Consider the following 15,544-nt stretch of genomic DNA (forward strand, 5'->3'; position numbering starts at 1 on the left):
CTTAGCGATGCAACGGACTTCAGTATCGGTATCTCCCATCGACATTTGGACTTCTCCTAATCACCTCGGTTTAAACAACGCCGAGGTTTTTTCTTTTCAGAGGCCAATATTCATTAACTTTCAAACTTCACACTTATCTAGACGGCGAAATAAAAATAACCACAGTGGTAAGGAACTGTTAATAGCGATGAGTCGGACTAAATGTCCTGTGGTGACAATTTCCACATTATGATCTAATGCTAAAGAAACCAAAATCATTTCTGCGGAACCACCTGGTGCTGTGACTAATAGACAAGTCAACCAATCCCAAGAAGTTAATTGCATTGCCAGCATAGCAGCGATCGCACCTGCAACAAGAGTCAAGGCGACAGAAATCAAAGCGCAACCGACAGTTCGTTTCCCAAAGGCGGGTTTTTCTCCCCAATACTCACCGATGGTAATTCCCAACAGCATTTGACCGACTATATTAATCAATGGTTGTGGACTCAAATCAGCCTCACTGACAAAAGGGAGCAAATTTAGGCAAGAATTAAAAAATATTCCCAGTAATAACGCTCCAAAAAAATCACCAGCGGGAATTTTGAAGGTAATAGCTAGGTAGACTATCAATGCAGTAATCAGCAATGCTACAAATAATAGTCCGAGTTGTGATGGTTCCAGATTAAGTAAAGTATGTTTAACGGGAAGTGTTGATGAATTCCAATAATTACCAACAGTTGTTCTCGCAATAAAAGGAATTACCAATACTACACAAGTGACGCGAATCGCCTGAACTAGAGCCACCAAGGTAACATTTTTATTATAATCAGCAGCAATTGATGACATTACGCCCACGCCACCAGGAACTGTCGCCAGCATTGCTGTTAATAAGTTGGTTTTACTTAATCGGGAATAAATATAGCCAATACAGCTACCACATAATAATAGAAAAAATGTGAGAACAATAAATATAGGAATCCCCGAAGCTAAATTTATCAAGTTACTATTGCTATTAGATAAACCAACAGTCAATCCTACAAGTCCCATCCCGACTTTTCTTACAGTTCGGTTAGGTTGGGGAATGTATTGATAAAAAATTCGGCATCCTTGAAGGATGATTGTACCTGCGGCGATACCACCAAATATCCAAGCAATACCGCCAATATGAAATTTTACTAAGCCTAAACCCAGTGGTAACGCTAGTAGCATTTCTAAAGACAGAACCATTAATTGACGCACAATTAGCTGTGGTTTAGCATCAGAAATATTTTGATGAAAAAGTTCCTCCTGAGTGGGAGCGACACTAAGGCTTTGATTCATTGATATGGGGTTTCTTAAAATTAAATTTGACTAAGTTTTGAAATTAATGCGATCGCCAATGAATGACAGCTTTTAAGTTCTATGTACAATGGCAACGATATAACAACAATCTTAATAAAATTTAAACATAGCTTTCATCCTAATTACCAGATGAATATTTGGTATTTAGGACAGTAAGTGTTAGAAAACAAATGTTTTCTAACACTTACTGTCTTTTTGAGTAATTTTGGATTTTAGTGACAGCAGATCAGCATTAGTCTTCATCCAACGGTGGAAAAGCTTCCTCAAATTTCCACAGTTCATCTTTATTTTCGAGAAACCAATTACGTGTAGCTGGAGTTAATTGGCTCCAAATAATAGCATCTGGAATATTCGGACACGCATATTGATATTTCTGACCAAGGAGTTTGAGATTTAACTCAACTTCATCAGGAATACCAAATTCTTGCCAGTCAACTACTACATAACTTCCGGGAATTCCCGCAGTCGGATCAAAAATTAACTGTGCAGCCCTAATTAAATCAGCAAAATGTCGTGGTTTAAGGTTAGATATCTGCTGAATTTGCAATAACTCGTCATGCTCTTGAGACATTTTCTCTGGAGTGATCAAAATTGACTATAGATAGAACTTACTGCCAGAGATTTTTATTCCCATAGTTCTAGTTTAACGCTTACAGCAAATTTACGATATCTATGAGGATAAGATGGGAAATGCGATCGCTTCTGCTTGTAGTAATTTATATCAGAAGTTAACTCAAAAAATGTATGGAAAAAATTCATATTGATGTACAGCAGGGCAATATTGCAGGAGTCGCAGATAAAATAGCCAATGGTGTTGATATTGAATGTCTAGACGAGTATTCCCAACAAACACCATTAATGTGTGCAGTTAGTAGTCCCAATGCAGGCGTTGATATGATTCGCTTCCTCTTAGAACATGGCGCGAATGTCAATGCTGTTAAACCAGAATCTCAAAATACCGTACTTGGGTTGGCTGTGCAGTCAGGAAATCTCGATAAAATCCAATTGATTCTCGATGCTGGAGCCGATATTAACTATCAAAGTCCCGATGGATATGATGTCTTAATTCATGCTATGTATGGTCGAGATATTTTGCGAGATGAAAACTTAATATCAACTTTGAATTTACTCATCTCTAGAGGCGCTGCTGTTAATGGTATGAGTAGCTACGGTGAATCTGCAATTAAAGTAGCGGCTCATATTGGGAGATTTGATGCTGTCAAATTATTATTGAACGCAGGTGCTAACCCAGAGCAACTGGGATGGACAGAATTAATGCACGCTATAGTTTTTGGCAGCCTAGAGCAAGTAAAGTTCTTGCTAGAGCAAAAAGCAGATCAAAATGTACGTGATTGTTGGCATAGAACCCCTTGGTTATTGAGTATTCAAGTGGGTGAAGTACCTAAAGCCAAGTTACTCCTATCTGCGGGAGCAAATCACAACGATGTAGGAAACTGCGGAAAAACGCCGTTAATGTATGCAATAGAAAACAATAGGCTAGAAGTCTTAGAGTGGCTAATTGCCGAGGGATTTGATATTGAAGCCACCGATGACTTTAGTAACACTGCATTAATTATGGCAGCAGAGCATGGTGCTACTGATTGCGTCAGAATTTTACTAGAAGCTGGTGCAAACCCCAGCAGAATAAATCATTGCCATGACAAAGCTATTAAGATAGCGACAAAGACGGAAATTGTCAGAATGTTAATTGCAGCTGGTGAAGATGTGAGCGATATTAACAATGATATGCGGCGATCGCTCACCGGAATTGACAACAACAAATTTTCATTATCACAAGTAACTCCAGAGCAATATTTTGCTGGCAAACATCCGCGCTTTGGCAAAACTAATCCAGAATTGATGGAAATACCTTTTTGGCAGGCCATGATTTGTCATGGTTGTTCTGCTTATGCAGCTAAAAATTTTTTTGATGATACAGAAAATTGGCAAGATAAAGCATGGTGCTATGACCGATTTGGCAGAACCATTACGCAATTACCAGATGGCAGAATTGTCGAAATTGCTGGTGAACATGAAGACTACTATGACCCTGATTTTTGTATATATAACGATGTTGTAGTTTATCAAGGTGATGGTAATTTTCAGATTTTTGGTTATCCTCAAGATGTATTTCCACCAACTGATTTTCATTCTGCCACATTAGTTGGAGAATACATATATATCATTGGCAATTTAGGATATTTCGGTACAAGAATTTATCATGAAACTCCAGTTTATAGATTACATATCCACACATTTGTTATAGAAAAAGTAGAAACAACTGGGGATAAACCAGGATGGATCAGTAAACACAAAGCTTACTACCAAGAACCAGATAAAATACATATTACTGGCGGTAAATTATGTGTGATTAATAATGAAAAAATAGAAGATTATATAGATAACTCAGTTGATTACGTATTAGATTTAATTGACTTAACTTGGAGCCGCGCAACTGTTTAAGTATAAATTTATAATAGTATCCACTATAGGTTTAATGTGCTGAAGTGAAGAGTTAACGAAATAACTTTAGGTTAGTTCTAAAGATTCAGTCAGACAGTACGAAGTTATTTCTAAAGTAAAAATAAAAATTCTCGTAGGGTGTGTTAGGTAGATATATATTGCAAGCTAACTAATCACAAAAACTATATACGAGCGCCTAACGCACAGCCAAATGATGGTGCGTTAGGCTGAAGCCATCACCCACCCTACTTAGAGTTTGCTGTTGTAATAATTTAGTTAATAAAATTTAGTTTTATAAATAACCCAACTCAAGATATAAATTTCCAGTAATAATTTACTCAGGTTTGACAAGAGCAAAATACTTACCTAAAAACACAGTCTTAAATCAACAAGCTTTGTGGAGGTAGTCACTATGATGGGAGCTATGTGGTTCTTCGTTGTCTGCTTCATTTGGCTGATGGGCTTTTCTTTGTTAGCCGAAATTTGGTTTTATGAAGAAGAGCAGGAGTTATAGTTGTTTAATAAATTCTTAAGAACAAGATAACCGACTTCTTTGAGAAGTCGGTTATCTGAAATGCTGAATAATTTGATAAAACAATTAACTACAAGTCACATTGATGAGTTTGGCAATATTTTGCACCATCAATTTCTCCTTGTAATTCATGTAATTTAACGATTTGAAAAGCTGAACCACCTTGCACTTCAGCTAAAATATAAGCATATTTTTGACCTCTATAATAATGGTCTCGACCAACTTTAGTAACACGGCGAGACTGGCTAAAGTCATTAGCAATATTAGCGTTATAAATACTTTGAATTAATTTCACAGCCTTGGCGTTTTTGCTGGTGAATTTAATACTGGAGTCTCCGCTGATTGTGATTCCTTCTTTGGTGACTATGCCATTCTCTGAAGGAACATCAACATAGAAATATAAATTACCTTTATTACCAGAATAACCATGTGCTTCGCTACTATATGTCAGCCTGGGAAGCTTGGTTTTAGTTTTTGCCCACTTAATCACCGTATTAATATTTTGTCCAGGCAGTGCATTAGCAGGTGTAACAACGAAAGTAACCGCTAATGAGGACAAAGCAGCCAAAGCAATTAAGTTAAATTTATTACTATTTTTCATAGTATTTCCTGTGTAATAATGCTGGTCACTACAGCATAGCCCATGATTATTCCAGAGTCGCGTTACGGCAATTGTTTGGTTTAGGCTAGAAAAACTGAGAAATGATTAATTTTTCTTTACACAAATGAAAAAAAGCGATCGCTCCCCTCACAAGACACATCCGTTATTACTCAGAGTCTGTCCTGATATCCGAAAAGCAAATATTTGTATATTTTTGTCGTAACTAAAGAAAATCCTAGTTACGACTCCAGTAAAATATTTTTGTAAAGTTTTTAACTTTCAGATACAAAACTTAGATTTTGTCTAATGTCCATAGAAGTATTTATTCCTAGACTTGCGACAACAAGGCTACAGAATCTACACACTTCTTAATAAATTACCAGGAAAAACGCAAAACGTTCTAATCTAAAAGCTGACTGGGTTAATTTTACTGGCAGTTTTGAAGGCGGTACTCTGAAGGCATAAACACATCAATGTGTCAAGCCTCAAAGCGACCCAGACTTAACACATAAACGATTATGATGGGAGTTTTACAAATCCGATGAGTGTTAAGGCGAGTGGTGGAAGCTCAGTTGCGCGTCCGCAACTATATCAAACCCTAGCTGTAGCAACCATTTCCCAAGCGGAACAGCAAGACCGCTTTTTGGGAAGTGGGGAATTAAATGAACTGGCAAGCTATTTTGCATCTGGTGCAAAACGGTTAGAAATTGCCCAGGTTCTCACCGAAAATTCCGAGATTATCGTATCTCGTGCTGCTAACCGGATCTTTGTTGGTGGTTCCCCAATGGCTTTTTTAGAAAAGCCACAAGAACAAGAATTGGCGTTGGCTGCTGCTGTAGGCACTGGTAGAGATGTTACAGAAAGCATGAGACTAGGAACTGTCACCTACGTTGAAAGTCGGGGTGGATTCTTAGAAAACTTGCGTTCTATCTTCAATACCTCACCTAGTGGCCCAACACCTCCAGGTTTCAGACCAATTAACGTTTCTCGTTACGGCCCAAGCAACATGGCCAAGAGCTTGCGGGACTTGTCCTGGTTCTTGCGCTATGCTACTTATGCGATCGTAGCTGGCGACCCCAACATCATTGCTGTGAACACAAGGGGTCTGCGCGAAATTATTGAAAATGCGTGTTCTGGTGAAGCAACCATCGTGGCTTTGCAGGAAATCAAGGCAGCATCTCTGTCTTACTTCCGCCAAGATGCTGAAGCGACAAATATTGTGGCGCAGTACATGGATGTGTTGCTGACAGAATTCAAAGCACCCACACCTTCGACCAAACTACGTCAACGTCCTTCTAGCGACCAACAAGGTTTACAACTGCCGCAGATTTATTTTAATGCCGCAGAACGTCGTCCCAAATTTGTGATGAAGCCTGGGTTGTCAGCCGGCGAAAAAAATGAGGTAGTAAAAGCAGCATATCGGCAAATATTTGAGCGCGATATTACCCGTGCTTACAGCTTGTCGATTTCTGATTTGGAATCCAAGGTGAAAAATGGCGACATCTCCATGAAAGAGTTTGTCCGCCGTTTGGCAAAATCTCCTCTTTACCAAAAACAGTTTTATCAGCCTTTTATTAACAGCCGCGTCATTGAACTAGCTTTCCGTCACATTTTAGGACGGGGGCCAAGTAGCCGTGAAGAAGTACAAAAATACTTCTCAATCATTTCCAACGGCGGTCTACCTAAGTTAGTTGATGCTCTGGTAGATTCGGACGAATACTCCGATTACTTTGGTGAAGAGACAGTACCTTACATTCGCGGTCTAGGTCAAGAAGCCCAAGAATGTCGTAACTGGGGGCCGCAACAAGACCTGTTTAACTACAGTGCGCCTTTCCGCAAAGTACCTCAGTTTATTACTACATTTGCGGCTTACGAACAGCCATTACCAGATCAACATCCTTACGGTTCTGGTAACGACCCATTAGAAATTCAGTTTGGGGCGATTTTCCCGAAAGAAACTCGCAACCCCAGCAGCCGTCCGGCTCCTTTTGGTAAGGATACAAGACGGATCTTGATTCACCAAGGGCCTGGGATTAATAACCAACTGAGCAATCCTAAAGCACGGGGCGTAGCGCCTGGTACTCTGGGTCCAAAAGTATTCAAACTAGATCAACTACCTGGCACTATTGGCAAAAAAGCAGCCAAGGGTGCAAGCGTTAAGTTCTCTGAAAGCTCCACACAGGCAGTAATTAGAGCAATTTACCTGCAAGTTGTTGGTCGTGATGTTTACGAAGGTCAACGTTTAAAAGTCCAAGAAATTAAGCTAGAAAACGGCGAAATTTCTGTACGGGAATTTGTGCGGGCTTTGGCTAAGTCTGATTTATTCCGCAGTTTGTACTGGACACCGTTGTATGTTTGTAAAGCGATTGAATACATTCACCGTCGCTTGTTAGGTCGTCCTACTTACGGTCGTCAAGAAAATAACAAGTACTTCGATATTGCCTCGAAAAAAGGCTTTTACGCGGTAGTTGATGCCATCCTAGACAGCGTAGAGTACAGCGAAGCATTTGGTGAAGATACAGTTCCTTACGAACGCTATCTGACTCCTGGTGGTGTGGCGCAGCGACAACTACGTGTAGGTAGCATCCGCGAAGATGTTGTCGCAACGAAAGTTGAGAAGCAAGAAACACCACGCTTTGTGGAACTGGGTGCAGTTAGCCAAAATCGCACAGAACCCGATATTCAGTTCCGCGTGAATCAAGGTGTAACTAAGCAACGCGAACAAACTAAAGTCTTCAAACTGGTAGCTAATACCGCTGACAAAGTTGCCGTCCAAACTTTGATTAGTGCTGCTTACCGCCAGATTTTTGAACGCGATATTGCACCATACATCGCCAAAAATGAATTTACAGTCCTAGAAAGCAAGCTGGGTAACGGGGAAATTTCTGTCAAAGAATTTATTGAAGGTTTGGGTTATTCAAACCTGTACCTGAAGGAATTCTATACACCTTATCCCAATACCAAAGTAATTGAGTTGGGAACCAAGCACTTCTTAGGACGCGCACCTGTTGATCAAGCAGAAATCCGCAAGTATAACCAGATTTTGGCTACCCAAGGTCTGAAGGCGTTTATTGCTGCTTTATTGAACAGTGCTGAGTATCGCCAAGTATTTGGTGAAGATACAGTTCCTTACCGTCGCTTCCCAACTTTACCTGCGGCTAACTTCCCCAATACCGAGAAGCTTTACAATCAACTCACCAAACAAAATGATGATGTAGTTGTACCCAGCTTTAAGCCAGTCAAAGCACGGATGGATTCTGCCAATACCCCAATTTTGGCAAAAGCGATCGCAGATTTGGCTTACCAATCTCGGCAAATGGATAAGAGCCAGCCGCTATTTATCGAATTAGGTCGTTCCTTTAACGATGGTCGCGGCCAATCGGTAGAAGTTGGTGTTGGTACTAGCCGTCGTAAACCGGCGCGGATTTACCGCTTAACAGATGGTACTAGCCAAGCAGAAAGACAGCAGATAATTAATGCTGCTTACTGTCAGGTATTGGATATATTTAGCGGTCAGGTTCCTGAGTATTACCGTCGTAGCGCACTCGACAGCAAACTGCGGAATGGCGAAATCTCAGTCCGCGAGTTTGTGCGCGAACTAGCAAGCTCAGAAATCTATCGCAAACGGTTCTATACGCCTTATCCCAACACCAAGGTAATTGAGTATCTATTCCGTCACCTGTTGGGTCGCGCACCAGCTACTCAAGGCGAAATTAGGCAGTATAACAAGTTGCTGGCTGATAGTGGTCTCAGAGCCGCTGTAGAGGCAATTGTTGATAGCCCAGAATACGCCCGCTACTTTGGTGAAGATGTGGTTCCTTACCCACGCTTCCCATCTCTACCCGCAGGTAACTACCTCGGTAGTGTCCAGGCTGCTGCTGACCTAGTGAAACAATCTTGGTCAAGTCTGTCTCCTGCTGTGTTAACCGGTCGTCCTAGCGATCGCTAATCCTTAGTCAATAGTCCCAGGTCAATAGTCAAGAGTGTTAACTTCTTGACCATTGACTCATGACTATTGACTCTTGACATTTTACCTTTCGTAACATTCTTCTCAGATTGCTGATTTACGTGTAAATCTGAAAAGGAATATTACAAAGTATTAAGAGCAGTCATAAATGCTCAACAGAATGCCGGAGAATATTTTGCGGAAGGTAGCTGAGTTTTTACGTTGGTGTAGTTGAAATTGACACCAGCAAACTCGTAAAGTATTAGCTACAGCAGCTACTCAACTGTTGTATCTAAAAAACAACGAGAGAACGTAGCTACATTCGACCGAAATTAAAACCGCACCAGTTTCATATCCTGGTTTCATTAGTACTGGAGGAATCCATTAATGAGTATCGTCACGAAGTCCATCGTGAATGCTGATGCAGAAGCTCGCTACCTCAGCCCTGGCGAACTAGATCGGATCAAGAGCTTTGTTTCTGGTGGCGCACAACGCCTCCGCATCGCTCAAGTTTTAACCGACAACCGTGAGCGTCTAGTTAAGCAAGCTGGCGACCAATTGTTCCAAAAACGCCCTGACGTTGTATCCCCCGGTGGCAACGCTTACGGTCAAGAATTGACAGCTACCTGCTTGCGTGACCTAGACTACTACCTCCGTTTGATCACCTACGGAATCGTTGCTGGTGACGTTACACCCATCGAAGAAATCGGTATCATCGGTGTGCGTGAAATGTACAAATCTTTAGGCACTCCTATTGATGCTGTTTCCTCCGGCGTTGCTGCACTGAAAAATGCTGCTTCCACCCTTTTGTCCGCTGAAGATGCTGCTGAAGCTGGCGCTTACTTTGACTACGTAGTAGGTTCATTGGCGTAGGGTAAAGCTTTTTCCCTGCTGACACAAACTGTTGCAATACGGTTGAAAATAAGGAATTAACAAAATGGCTCAAGACGCAATTACCGCTGTCATTAACTCCGCAGACGTTCAAGGTAAATACCTCGACACAGCTGCTTTAGAAAAACTCAAAGCTTACTTCGGAACTGGTGAACTGCGCGTTCGTGCAGCTACCACTATCAGCGCTAACGCAGCTGCGATCGTTAAAGAAGCTGTTGCTAAGTCTTTGTTGTACTCTGATATCACCCGTCCCGGTGGTAACATGTACACCACCCGTCGTTACGCTGCTTGTATCCGTGACTTGGATTACTACCTCCGCTATGCTACCTACGCTATGCTGGCTGGCGATCCTTCCATCCTAGATGAGCGTGTATTGAACGGCTTGAAAGAAACCTACAACTCCTTGGGTGTACCCGTAGGCGCTACCGTACAAGCTATCCAAGCAATCAAAGAAGTAACCGCCAGCTTAGTCGGCCCCGACGCTGGTAAAGAAATGGGCGTTTACTTAGACTACATCTCCTCTGGCTTGAGCTAAGAGCTAGTTGGCATCTAAGCAATTAGGTGCAGCTTTATTAAGGTCTGGAAATCAACTGTGAGTGCTAGAGCGTCTTGTCGCTTATCTTAATTGCATCAATCATGGTGAGTGTTAGTGGTCTAGTATTGATGTTTGATTTCCAGCCTTGGAGAGATTAATTAAAGATTTGTCTAAAAAATATACTCCCGCTTTATTTTGAGATAAAAAAAGTTTTCACACTCACCACAGGAGATTCATCACATGGCGCGGTTGTTTAAAATTACTGCTTGCGTTCCAAGCCAAACCCGTATTCGTACTCAACGCGAACTACAAAATACCTATTTCACCAAATTGGTTCCCTACGAAAATTGGTTCCGCGAACAGCAACGGATTCAAAAAATGGGTGGCAAAATCGTTAAAGTGGAACTGGCAACTGGCAAGCAAGGTACCAACGCTGGCCTGTCCTAATTCATCTATACAAAGAGAACTTTATTGTAGGGAGTTCCCAAGAGGTCAAAAGAGACCTCTTTTTTGTTAATGGTCAATAGTTATCATTTATTTGTCATTAACTGACCCCTAGACTACAACCAATTACCAATTAATACATAAGCAGACCAAAAACTAGGCGCTCTGTAATTGGGGTGTTGCAAGATTTTTAGTTGAGCATGACGGAGGGCTTGAGCTTTGCTGATGTTACCTTTTTTCAGTTGTTGATAGAAGTCACCAACAAATAAAGCTGTAGATTCATCATCAATTTGCCACAGAGAAGCCAACGTACTACGCGCACCTGCTCTGATGGCTGTCCCTGCAAGTCCTAAAGCGGCTCGTTTATCTCCGGCGGCCGTTTGACAAGCACTCAAGACTAAAAGTTCTACTGCTTGTGCTTGAGTTTCATCTCGACTGCGGAGTAAGCTGTCAAATTGCTTGACATTAATAGGCCCATCGGCTGCTAAAATAAACGTTTCCTCAGCACGGGAACTAAACTGGCCGTGAGTGGCTAAATGTACCACATTAAAAGGAAATGAATTAACTTCTTTTTCTAGGGCTTTGCTGGTGAATTGCTGATCTAACAGATTGGTTGTCGCAACTCCAGCGTTGGAAATAGACTTAACTTCTGACTTAATTGCAGGTAATGGTGCAAAGTTAGGAAAGTCTGCTGGAGGCTGACTTAACCCAGCAATCAAGGCTTTTAGTGGCTGTTTGACTAAAGGATGAGGATTTTGCAGTTGTAAACTAACACTCAAGGCGATCGCATATTTCTCAATTAAGAATTTTTGACCATCGTAGAGAGATGCCATTGGGATGTTACGCAATACACCATCTAGTACAAATACAAGAGTATCGACTTTTTTGGCTGATAACTTCGATTCAATGGGTTTAAGCAGCCAGTTGTAAACAGTTTGTGATTGCATTTTGACGGCGTTGGTAGCAGTCGGATTCACCAAGACTTTTCTGAGTTTGCTAACAGCTTTTTCTACTTCTTCTTGGGTAATATTTGTGCTGTAAAGTTGTAGAGGTTGGTTAGGTAGTTTGACAATTACCTGAAGTTGTTTAGGAAGAATGATCGGATAAAAAATAGCAGCAGTAGAAAAAATAGCAGTCTTGGGATTTTCCTGATCCGCAACTTGATCCAGGATGACATTTTTACCTTCTAAACAGGCTTCCTGGAAAAAGTTATCTATTTCTGCCAATTGCAAAGCTTCGATTCGCTTACGTGCCTGGTCTAAAATTTTCGCATTTGGTTGCCCTGCTTGAGATTGCAAGAGTAACTCTACTGATTGGCGATACAGTGGTTCAACGCTATCTCGAAAATTAAATTGTATATCTTGATTAATTGTTGCTAAATCACTACGTAGAGATTTGATAGTGTCTACTGCGGCATCATAAGCCGCGATCGCGCCGGGAAACTCTTTTTGTTGCCAAAGTAATCTGCCTAACTGCCACTGCAAGCGATAGGCGATATCTGGTGTAATAGTAGCCTGTGCTAAGATTAACCCCTGCTGCGTCAGATTTGTAGCCTCTGACCACTGTTTAGTTTGTTCGTACAAATTGCCCAAACTCAAAAGTGCATTGGCTTCGGCACGGCGATCGCCTAAACTGTGAGCTTCTTTCACCGTATTTGCCAAAAGTTGGGCAATTTTTGGCAAATTGGGCAATTGCGAGTCAGGAGTAGAGTTTTTTTGTCGATTCGCCATTTCCAGTTTGATCAAGCTTTGGGCGTAATTAATCTGGGAGTAAATAGCAGTGCGACTAGGGGAAAGTTGGTTAAGTTGAGATTGAATAGTCGGTAATAGAGACTCGGCCTCGGTTAATTGTTGACTTTCAATTAACAGACTCAGGTAATTAAGTTGTGCTGAGATTTTGGTTAAAGGTGAAGGAGATAGTTTGATAGCTTGTTGATAATATGTGAGCGCTGCTGGTGTTTGCTGTTGTTTGCGTGCATGATTGCCCAAACTAAACAAACTAGCTGCCATATCATGATGCGATTCTAAACTTTGGGCGATCGCTAAACTTTGTTTTAGAGCTTCTTGAGATTTTGGTAAACTTCCTGATATTAACAACGCATTCCCCAGCGATCGCAACCCCACAGCTTTTTCGAGAGAATCTGGTTGTGATTGCAATTGTTGATTGACTACCTCTAGCATTTGGATGGCACGGCGGTAAAAGCCTTGAGTCCGCCAAGCTTGTGCTTGATTGATTTGCGATCGCACCAAACCACTATCATTATGGGTTTGCTGATAAATTTTCTCAGTTTGCTGCCAACTAACTAAAGCTGCTTCTGGCTTTCCCATCAAAAGTTGCAGACGGCCTTGAATTTCTAGAGATTGGGCAAATATTTGCGAATTTTGGCGGCCTTCTAGCAACTTCAAGCTTTCACTAATTGCTTGTTGTGCCTCTGTGAATTCACTTAGTTGTTGGTAAGCCAAAGATAAATTGCTGAGGGTAATAGCTAGTTTAACTTTATCTCCTGTCTGTTTATATGCTTGTGCTGCTTGTTGTAATACTTGCACTGCTTCAGTAAAACGCCCAGCATCATAGAGAATTTTGCCTTGTTTTAAAGGTGAATTAGTAATGGTTGCATTCGTCAATAAAGATGTAGAGGAGAGATTATGAGGTAAAACAGGCAACACAGGCAAACCCAGCACACATAGCAGACTGACCACAAAATACAACAATAAACTTAAAAATCGGCTGATTTTGCGAGAATGTGGCCAAAAATCCCTAGTTTTGGTTTTGATGGGCATGGCAATAGATAGATGACAATAGAGAAAGTAGATAATTGGCTGTAAAAAAATTAGATAATTTCACCAAGAGCATCGACAATCCATGCCCTGTGCTTCGACAATTTTATATTGTTTGTTGCATAAACTAGACCCTAGAAGCAGTTAGAAAAAGAAATTTAAGTAAAAGGATAGATGATTACACCGATGCGTATATTTGTTTTAATTTTTAATGCTCACACAGAAAACGAAGGCATTCACACAGTTCGAGTTGGCGATCGCAATAAAATTCTCATGTTTGAGTCAGAGGATGATGCTCTCCGCTTTGCCCTGTTGTTAGAAGCCCAGGATTTCCCTACACCTACAGTCGAAGCGATCGATGCGGAAGAAATTAAGGAATTTTGCGACAGTGCTGGTTACGATTGGGAAATTGTGCCGGAAAATAGTGATTTAGTTCTTCCTCCAGAACTGAACGTAGAAGAAACTGACTGGCAAATAGATGCCGAAAACGATGACACTTCCTTCGACACTGAAGAAGTCCCACCAGCAGCAGAAACAGAATTTTCTGACTCTGAACTCGAAAATATTCGCCGCAAACTAGAAGGATTGTTGTAATGAGTCATTGGTCATTAGTCATTAGTCATTGGTAATTCTTTAGGGTGGGTGTAAGTGAAATCAAGATATAGATGATGAAGGTTTTATTTACACTCCTACACCTTTGTTTTTTGACAAATGACTAATGACAGAGGACAAATAACAAATGACACAGGAAACAGAAACAATGGCAGATTTGCAGGAACGCGGGCATCTTCTAACTGAGCAGGTAAATCCTCTTAGTCTCAACTTAGATCAACTTAGTGCTTTAGAATTAGTAGAACTGTTTAATAGCGAAGACCAAAAAGCCGTAGCAGCAGTAGCCGCGGCAAAAGTTGAGTTAGCTCAAGCCATTGAACGAACAGCAGAGCGTTTGCACCAAGGTGGACGCTTATTTTATATAGGTGCAGGTACAAGCGGTAGGTTAGGGGTGTTAGATGCGGCTGAATGCCCCCCTACTTTTTGTACGCCTCCAGAACTAGTACAGGGAATCATTGCTGGTGGTGCTGGCGCACTGGTACGTAGTTCTGAGGATTTAGAAGACCGCGCCCAAGACGGAGAAGCGGCGATCGCCCAAAGGCAAATTACCCAATTAGACGTAGTGGTTGGGATTACGGCTGGTGGGACAACTCCTTTTGTGCATGGAGCGCTAAACGCCGCCCGTCAGCGGGGAGCCGTAACTATATTTATTGCCTGTGTGCCAAAAACACAAGTTAGCATCGATGTTGATATTGATATTCGTCTGTTAACTGGGCCAGAGGTATTAGCTGGTTCAACTCGCTTAAAAGCTGGTACTGTCACAAAGCTGACTTTAAATATTTTGTCCACTGGCGTGATGGTGAAGCTGGGCAAAGTTTACGGCAATCGGATGGTGGATGTAGCAGTCACAAATCAAAAACTCCGCGATCGCGCTTTGCGAATTCTGCAAGACCTTACTGGCTTAAGTCGGGAAACTGCGAATGTACTGCTAGAACGTAGCGGTAAATGGGTCAAGCTGGCTTTATTAATGCACTGGACTGGTTTAGAAAAAGCAGCAGGCGATCGGCTTTTATCAGAACACCAAGGTAATCTCAGAGCCGCTGTAGCCACCTACAAGAACACACAAGCCTGAGCATTATTGCATAGATAAATCCTGACATCAATTCTAAACATCTGGCTGCTACTAATTTTTGGTGGCAAGCCTTTTTTTCGTTTTGCGGCTGAAACACTATGATCAATCTTTTGACTTGGAAGCAATTGTCAGGCGATCGCTTAACAGCAACAAAGCAAAACTAAAAGGTAACAAATCAACAAACTTACGCTTACAAATTTTAGTAAATAATAAAAATTAGATTACAAATTTATCAATGTTGTTTTACTAGACAAAAAAATTTATCTTCCTATACATAGCATTGCTAAATCTTTCTTTTCTGTTTACTATCCCTACTGCAACAAGTAATACCAATTCACGAAAAATTTGATT

The 15,544-nt window shown here is 41.2% G+C and carries 11 protein-coding genes; 7 read left to right on the forward strand and 4 right to left on the reverse strand.

The genetic code is table 11. From position 1 onward, the window contains the following. Positions 1–120 precede the first annotated feature (120 nt). Positions 121–1,299 carry an AbrB family transcriptional regulator gene (locus tag NCWK1_RS22375; protein WP_103126230.1) on the reverse strand — a complete coding sequence of 393 codons (1,179 nt, stop codon included), beginning with the start codon at positions 1,297–1,299 and terminating at the stop codon, positions 121–123. A 253-nt stretch (positions 1,300–1,552) separates the two neighbouring features. Then, positions 1,553–1,891, reverse strand: a complete 339-nt coding sequence (locus tag NCWK1_RS22380; protein WP_096576585.1) for a hypothetical protein — start codon at positions 1,889–1,891, stop codon at positions 1,553–1,555. A gap of 173 nt (positions 1,892–2,064) precedes the next feature. On the opposite strand from NCWK1_RS22380, the gene NCWK1_RS22385 reads away from it, so the two are divergent. Then, positions 2,065–3,783 (forward strand): ankyrin repeat domain-containing protein, encoded by a 1,719-nt coding sequence (locus NCWK1_RS22385; RefSeq protein WP_103126231.1) that lies wholly within the window; start codon positions 2,065–2,067, stop codon positions 3,781–3,783. Positions 3,784–4,385: 602 nt separating this feature from the next. Here NCWK1_RS22385 and NCWK1_RS22390 read toward each other — a convergent pair. Next, positions 4,386–4,916: a hypothetical protein gene (locus NCWK1_RS22390; protein WP_103126232.1), complete on the reverse strand. Its 531-nt coding sequence runs from the start codon at positions 4,914–4,916 to the stop codon at positions 4,386–4,388. Positions 4,917–5,457: 541 nt separating this feature from the next. Here NCWK1_RS22390 and NCWK1_RS22395 point away from each other — a divergent pair. The 4 genes from NCWK1_RS22395 (at position 5,458) to NCWK1_RS22410 (ending at position 10,735) form a co-directional block, all read left to right on the forward strand. Further along, entirely contained in the window at positions 5,458–8,865 is a 3,408-nt protein-coding gene (locus tag NCWK1_RS22395; RefSeq protein WP_103126233.1) for a phycobilisome rod-core linker polypeptide, read from the forward strand. Positions 8,866–9,249: 384 nt separating this feature from the next. Then, on the forward strand, positions 9,250–9,735 hold the full coding sequence (apcA, locus tag NCWK1_RS22400; protein WP_103126234.1) for an allophycocyanin subunit alpha: 486 nt from the start codon (positions 9,250–9,252) through the stop codon (positions 9,733–9,735). A 64-nt stretch (positions 9,736–9,799) separates the two neighbouring features. Then, entirely contained in the window at positions 9,800–10,288 is a 489-nt protein-coding gene (apcB, locus tag NCWK1_RS22405; RefSeq protein ID WP_096576575.1) for an allophycocyanin subunit beta, read from the forward strand. Between the two features lie 240 nt (positions 10,289–10,528). Further along, complete coding sequence (locus NCWK1_RS22410; RefSeq protein WP_015114200.1) at positions 10,529–10,735, forward strand: phycobilisome linker polypeptide; 207 nt, start codon at positions 10,529–10,531, stop codon at positions 10,733–10,735. Positions 10,736–10,848: 113 nt separating this feature from the next. On the opposite strand, the gene NCWK1_RS22415 is transcribed toward NCWK1_RS22410, so the two are convergent. Next, entirely contained in the window at positions 10,849–13,512 is a 2,664-nt protein-coding gene (locus NCWK1_RS22415) for a CHAT domain-containing protein (protein WP_103126235.1), read from the reverse strand. A 171-nt stretch (positions 13,513–13,683) separates the two neighbouring features. Here NCWK1_RS22415 and NCWK1_RS22420 point away from each other — a divergent pair, with 171 nt between their 5' ends. Together NCWK1_RS22420 and murQ are read left to right on the forward strand one after the other, a co-directional pair. Further along, positions 13,684–14,103 (forward strand): DUF3110 domain-containing protein, encoded by a 420-nt coding sequence (locus NCWK1_RS22420; RefSeq protein WP_096576573.1) that lies wholly within the window; start codon positions 13,684–13,686, stop codon positions 14,101–14,103. Between the two features lie 166 nt (positions 14,104–14,269). Beyond that, complete coding sequence (murQ, locus tag NCWK1_RS22425; RefSeq protein WP_103126285.1) at positions 14,270–15,193, forward strand: N-acetylmuramic acid 6-phosphate etherase; 924 nt, start codon at positions 14,270–14,272, stop codon at positions 15,191–15,193. Positions 15,194–15,544 lie beyond the last annotated feature (351 nt).

Source organism: Nostoc cycadae WK-1 (assembly GCF_002897135.1).
Classification (GTDB): domain Bacteria; phylum Cyanobacteriota; class Cyanobacteriia; order Cyanobacteriales; family Nostocaceae; genus Nostoc_B.

Bases quoted from the DNA above. Each gene is read 5' to 3' on its own strand.
- NCWK1_RS22410 (WP_015114200.1), top strand. From the start codon at position 10,529: ATGGCGCGGTTGTTTAAAATTACTGCTTGCGTTCCAAGCCAAACCCGT.
- NCWK1_RS22390 (WP_103126232.1), bottom strand. From the start codon at position 4,916: ATGAAAAATAGTAATAAATTTAACTTAATTGCTTTGGCTGCTTTGTCC.
- NCWK1_RS22375 (WP_103126230.1), bottom strand. From the start codon at position 1,299: ATGAATCAAAGCCTTAGTGTCGCTCCCACTCAGGAGGAACTTTTTCAT.
- murQ (WP_103126285.1), top strand. From the start codon at position 14,270: ATGGCAGATTTGCAGGAACGCGGGCATCTTCTAACTGAGCAGGTAAAT.
- NCWK1_RS22385 (WP_103126231.1), top strand. From the start codon at position 2,065: ATGGAAAAAATTCATATTGATGTACAGCAGGGCAATATTGCAGGAGTC.
- NCWK1_RS22395 (WP_103126233.1), top strand. From the start codon at position 5,458: ATGAGTGTTAAGGCGAGTGGTGGAAGCTCAGTTGCGCGTCCGCAACTA.
- NCWK1_RS22415 (WP_103126235.1), bottom strand. From the start codon at position 13,512: ATGCCCATCAAAACCAAAACTAGGGATTTTTGGCCACATTCTCGCAAA.
- apcB (WP_096576575.1), top strand. From the start codon at position 9,800: ATGGCTCAAGACGCAATTACCGCTGTCATTAACTCCGCAGACGTTCAA.
- NCWK1_RS22380 (WP_096576585.1), bottom strand. From the start codon at position 1,891: ATGTCTCAAGAGCATGACGAGTTATTGCAAATTCAGCAGATATCTAAC.
- apcA (WP_103126234.1), top strand. From the start codon at position 9,250: ATGAGTATCGTCACGAAGTCCATCGTGAATGCTGATGCAGAAGCTCGC.
- NCWK1_RS22420 (WP_096576573.1), top strand. From the start codon at position 13,684: ATGATTACACCGATGCGTATATTTGTTTTAATTTTTAATGCTCACACA.